Consider the following 5961-nt stretch of genomic DNA (forward strand, 5'->3'; position numbering starts at 1 on the left):
GCCCAAAATCTTCCGACAAAAGATAACAGTGGAACCATTAGATTTACAACAGAAAATTATAATAATACGAATGGGGCCTTTGATACAAACAACTGGGGAACCTCTGCTATGTGGAATTTTAACGGTGGAAATAAATACTCTGGAAGTTTATATGCATATCCATTGGCATTCAAGGCAGATAGAACCGGTATGTGGATTTCCAAGCCACCTACACGAACCGGTTCTACTTATTGTGTAATGACGCTTCCAAATACCGGTGCGTATACGGATTGGACTGTAAAACCGGATTTTTCCAGTGATTGTGCAAAAGTGGACAAGATTACAGACTGGACATATGATGTGGTTATGGAAAATCAAAATAATCCACAACAGTATATGAAGACAACTATGGTTCAGGGAAGTCCTTATGGATTTTTCAGGTTGTATGGAACGGATAGTGTGAATGTAACCAGATATCAGAGAAAAGGAGAAAGTACAAAAGCTTTATTAAAGTCAGAAATTATCTATAAAAATACAGCAGACTTATCAAATGCGACATACATCGTTTTGAAAGTCTATGATGACATGGATGAGAAAAATGGTTATTCAAAATACGATTATTATGGATTATATGTTCCAAAAGGAACCGTAATAACACAGAGCGGAAATTCATCAGATAATGTGGGAAACTTAAGATTGAAATTTACATCAGATGAAAATGCATATTTCTCTATGGCATGGTTATGCGAGAGCAATGGAAGCGATACAGAGGCACTTAACATTGCGGCAAATTACGAAAAGTATGCGTATAATTTTGTTACAGATACATATTCAGATTATTCTTATGATGAAGAATCAGCTACTTTGACAACGACATATCGTTATAAAGTTGAAAAGATGGCAGAGAGTAAGACTGACGGAACGATTATGGGAATTTTGCCTCATCAGTATAAAAATATGAGTGCGAGAAATTATTTAAGTAACACAGCAAGAACTTTGAGAGGAACCGTAAAGTATACTGTTGGTAGTAGTTTTACAACAGAGTTAAAATATTCTTCTGTGCTTCCTTATATGCCGGGGATTGCTGATGGAAATAAGTCTCAATTATCTGAATATGTTCAGGAGTATATGAAAAAGCATATGCCGGAGGGGGCTGTCTATTCGTTATGTGTAGACGAAACAGCAGGTGACCCTTATGCATTGGGAAAACAATTAAACCGTGCAGCGAACGTGATGTCTGCTGCTGAGGATGTAGGCGATGAAAATAGTTCAAATAAAATATTAAATGCAATGAAAAAAGAATTGTCTAACTGGTTTTCCTATTCGGGAAGTGGAGATGGAAAATATTTTGCTTATTCAAAGGGCATTGGCTCATTGTTGAGCTTTCCGTCATCTTACAATTCTATTGACCAGATGAATGACCATCACTTCCACTATGGATATTTTATTCAGGCAGCCGCCCAGGTTGGAATGAGAGATTTAGAGTGGATGGAGAAATATGGAGCGGTAATAGAGGAATTAATTGATGATATTGCGTGTACAAAGAGAAACAGTAAGGATTCAAGATATCCATATTTAAGAAATTTTGCTCCATTTGAGGGACATTCATGGGCATCTGGATTTGAGGACCCGGAAAGCGGAAATAACCAGGAATCTACTTCAGAAGCAATGAATGCCTGGTATGGCATTATTCTTTATGGAGAGGCGTCTGGAAATAAAGAGATAAGAGATTTGGGAATCTATTTATATACAACAGAGCTGTCAGCCATCAATACATATTGGTTTGACCAGGATAAAGATGTATTAGATAACAAATATGTATATCAGGGAGGAAGTAGTGTAAAAAATAATTTGGCTTCCTTAGTATGGAGTGGAAAGTATGATTACGGCACATGGTTTTCAGGAAATGCCGCACACATCCAGGGAATACAGTTAATGCCTGTAACAGCAGGTTCTTTCTATCTGGCAAGTGACAAACAATATATAAAGGATAGCGTCAGAACAATCGAGTCAAAGGGAGTTTCCGGAATATGGAATGATGTGTGGAGTGCTTATTATGCATTGGCGACTCCGGAATTGGCAGAAAAATATTGGAGTAAAGGTGAGCCGGAAGCCGGGGAGAGCAGAGCGCATACATATATGTATATAAAGTCTCTTGAAAAAATTGGAACACCGGATACATCTATTACAAGTAATACAGTTTTAAGTGCAGTATTTGTAGATAATAATGGCAAAAAAAATTATGCTGTATATAATGCATCAAATAAGTTAAAGAATGTTATATTTAGCGATGGCGCTAAGTTTTCAGCGCCGGCTAATGAAATGACAATTATCAATCAAAATGAGTTGGAGGGAGAAGAATATTATATAGAAAATTATCTCCAAAATAAAGACGGTACATATACATTAGATAATACAGAGGTGAAGTACGGAGAGATAGGACAGAGTGTTGCCGGAAAATCTCAAGATATACCGGGTTATCAGGTAAATAAGGAAAAGAGTATATTGAATATTGTATTGTCTCCGGATAACAAAACTTTGAAGATTTATTATGATATTGCTCAATATACAATTCATTATGAGTTGAATGGGGGTGTCCAAAATCCCGATAATATAATGACATATCAATATGGTGAGAGTTTTAATTTTTATGCACCGACAAAAGAAGGCTATAATTTTGGGGGCTGGTATGAAGATAACAGTTTCACAAAAAAAATTGGACTCATTGATGAAAAGACATATGGAAACCTTACGCTTTATGCAAAATGGGTAAATAAAAATGATACATATATCAATGACAATTTGTACATGGCATTAGATAAGAATTTAAATGCTACATTTGTGGCACAGGGAGTTTCAGCAGATAATATTATAGTTCTCTATAAAATATTTGATAATTATGAAAGTGCATTAAGAGAGAAAGAGAGTCCAAATTCTGCCGGTTATATCGGATACAATATGACCGTTTCTGATGGTATCTGGACAACAAAACAATCATTGAAGTCATATGAAAATCAATATATTGTATTTATGTTTAATCTTGTCGGTGCAGGAGGTGATTCGGGCAAAGCTATTAAAAAAATTAGTGCGGATACTTCGCTTGAACCGGAGACAACCAAAGTTATTACCCCGGAAACGTCAACGGCACAGGGAGAAGATGATGACAAATTAGATTGGCAGCGTGTAAATAATAGCAGTTATGAGTATGCTGTTTCTAAAGGGAATAAATCAGATATAATTAGTGTGATTTATCAGAAGTATGGAGGAGAAAATGTAGTTACTGTGTCATGTTATTTAGCGGCAGTATTTCAGTCGGTCACAATAAACGGGGAGGCATTAGCGCCGGAAGCAGGTGCCACAGTAAAGATACCTGAGTCAAAACTGCAAAAGAGATTTAATACGTTAAAAGTCGTGGATTTTCATGGCACAAATGAAGTGACGGTTATTATAAAAAATAATAAAATCGAAGAGGATACGACAAAGGAAGAAACAAGTGAGGTCGTAACTGAGGAGCTTACAACGAAGACAGATGTAGAAGAATCTACCACGAAAACAGATGTAGAAGAATCTACCACAGAAAAAGAAAAAGCAATTGTAGAAGTCAATGGTTCACAGATTAATACTACTATAGGAGGACACAGAGTGGTGTATTCCATCTATGACCCGAATGACGAAATCGAAAATTCAGGATTAATCTATGGCGTTGACAAATATATAACAGATGAGAATCTGACAGTCGATAATAACAATATATTTGTTCAGGCATTCCAGTCTTCAGCTGCTGGTAAAAGCCCTGTATCATTTAGTACATATCCGGATGGAACAAGCTATATGATGACTATGAAGTTTATTTATTCAGCTGATTATTATAACACTGGAATGAAAGTGAGAGCATATGCTAAGCTGAAAAATGGACAATATATATACAGTGATATCGAAAGCTATACGATATTTGATATTGCGGATATCCTATATCAAAAAAATAAAATGAGTACGGTGTCCGGTCATGAGTATTTATATAATAATATTTTAAGTGTAGTGGATGCTGACTATAAAGAAGTTGAGTATAATTGGAACAACACGATTGTAAAATAAAAATGTTTCTTTTTACGGCAAGTCTGTTATAATAATATAGGAAATTTATAAGGAAGGAGGAAGAACGTGTTTAACAGACTGTTTGGTAATAGTGGAAAACATTCGGCTGCGGTATTTGTTGATTATGAACATTGGTATTATGGATATAATAATATCTTCTCTATGAGACCAAATGTTGAGGAGTGGTATGAAGAATTAACGGAAGAGTATCGGGTAAAAGATATCATATTTTTTGGCGATTTCCATGGAAGCCCAATTGAAAAGGAATTGCCACGATTAGAAAAATTATCAAAAAATGTAGTTCATACAGCAAGTACAAAAGATGGCGTAGATAAAGATTTTACAGATTTTATTATATTAGATGCAATTTACCGAGAAGCTGCAAAAAAGGATTCACCGGAAGTATTTATTATATTTACAGGCGATGCTCATTTTAATTTGGCAATAAAGTATCTTCGTGACATAAAGAAAAAAGTTATTGTTTATGGAGTAAAGCATTCGCTTAGTAATAAGCTGAAGTCATCGGCTAATTCATATGTTGAAATGCCTAGGTCAAAGCAGGAACAGCAATATTATTATGATGCCATTTTAAAATCATTATATATTTTAAAGAAAAGACGAAAAATGGCAACTTATAACAAGACTGTAGAAAACGTATCGGCTCATAGTGGTGTGTCCAGAGAGCGTATTCAGGCAGCTTTAGATGATTTGATGAATAACAAATATTTAAACCTTGAGGAAAAAAATTTTCGTGGAAAAAAACCCAAAATTCTTACTGCGGATTGGAATAGATTAGAGCAGGATGGATTGTGGGAACAGAATAATAAATAAAAAACAAAGTGTCGCTTGCGACACTTTGTTTTTTTATATTTCGCTATATCCGTAACCATTGACTAATGCGTCAATAGATTGCCCTGCTTTACACATTGGGCAATCATGTGAACTGTATGCCTCATATTTTGGTATATCTTCGGCTCTAAAGAGTGCATCTATTCTATGACCGGCAATAGAATCAACGGCACTAAAGATAGCTGATATTCCCTGTAAAATGCCGCCATAATATTCTATGCATTCAATGCTGGTTCTAACAGTTTTTCCGGTTGTTGCTGATGCTAAGAGCAAAAGTACATTCTTTCCGGCAATTTCAGGTTTCAAGTTATCTCGAAACAACATCTGTCCATTGGAATTAAATTCCGGTGTGACTACATAAATTGTTTTATGTGCGTTCATGGATAAAATACCGGAGCGGCTTAATTCACTGGCAAGAAAAGCACCTATGACCTCACAACCGTCAAGGCAGACAATCGTATCAATTGGCTTGCCCATGACATTGTAATAATCTTTCATGGCAATGGCAATACGCTCTGCTTCATTTTGGCGTGTTTTCATAGTAGTCATATCCAGATAATGGTTTAAGTGTGAGTGAGTTGTGACAAAGTGGCCATTAATAACTTTAATAGCAATGTTTTTGTCTTTTCTGGCATAATATTTTACAATCTTGTTTCTAATCATATCGGTGTCCTCCTTGCTATTTGTAAAAATTAAAATATGATATTTATTCCGACCATAATCATATGATAATTATACAGTTATATATTCACTTTTTCAATTAGAACTATGTATTTCTTCTAAAATTTTAGTGTCATTATACAATTTCCTTTTTGTTTCTATCTAATTTAGGTAACATTTTTTCATGCATCACAACCATCAGAATCAGTATTACCAGCAAGTAAAGCGGAAACAGAGAAACGCTGATATGATTTGCAATAAAGCCAAATATTGGCGGCATCAAACAGGTTCCTACATATGCAGATGCCATTTGTACACCAATTACAGCCTGTGAATTGTCTGCTCCAAAATGTTCCGGTGTGGAATGTATGATTGAGG

3 protein-coding genes and 1 pseudogene are annotated in these 5961 nt (G+C 35.3%); 2 read left to right on the top strand and 2 right to left on the bottom strand.

What is annotated here, in order from left to right:
* The coding region (locus Q5O86_RS06370) for a glycosyl hydrolase (protein WP_302626311.1) at positions 1-4074 on the top strand (4074 nt) is incomplete at its 5' end.
* 66 nt (positions 4075-4140) lie between these two features.
* Positions 4141-4905, top strand: coding sequence for an NYN domain-containing protein (locus Q5O86_RS06375; RefSeq protein WP_302626312.1), 765 nt, complete (start codon positions 4141-4143; stop codon positions 4903-4905).
* Positions 4906-4938: 33 nt separating this feature from the next.
* Here Q5O86_RS06375 and Q5O86_RS06380 read toward each other — a convergent pair whose 3' ends face one another.
* Positions 4939-5586, bottom strand: coding sequence for a phosphoribosyltransferase (locus Q5O86_RS06380; protein ID WP_302626313.1), 648 nt, complete (start codon positions 5584-5586; stop codon positions 4939-4941).
* A 133-nt stretch (positions 5587-5719) separates the two neighbouring features.
* Positions 5720-5961, bottom strand: a pseudogene (locus Q5O86_RS06385) (MFS transporter); the annotation flags it as partial.

This window comes from uncultured Eubacterium sp., assembly GCF_937958975.1.
In the GTDB taxonomy this organism is placed as follows: domain Bacteria; phylum Bacillota; class Clostridia; order Lachnospirales; family Lachnospiraceae; genus Eubacterium_G.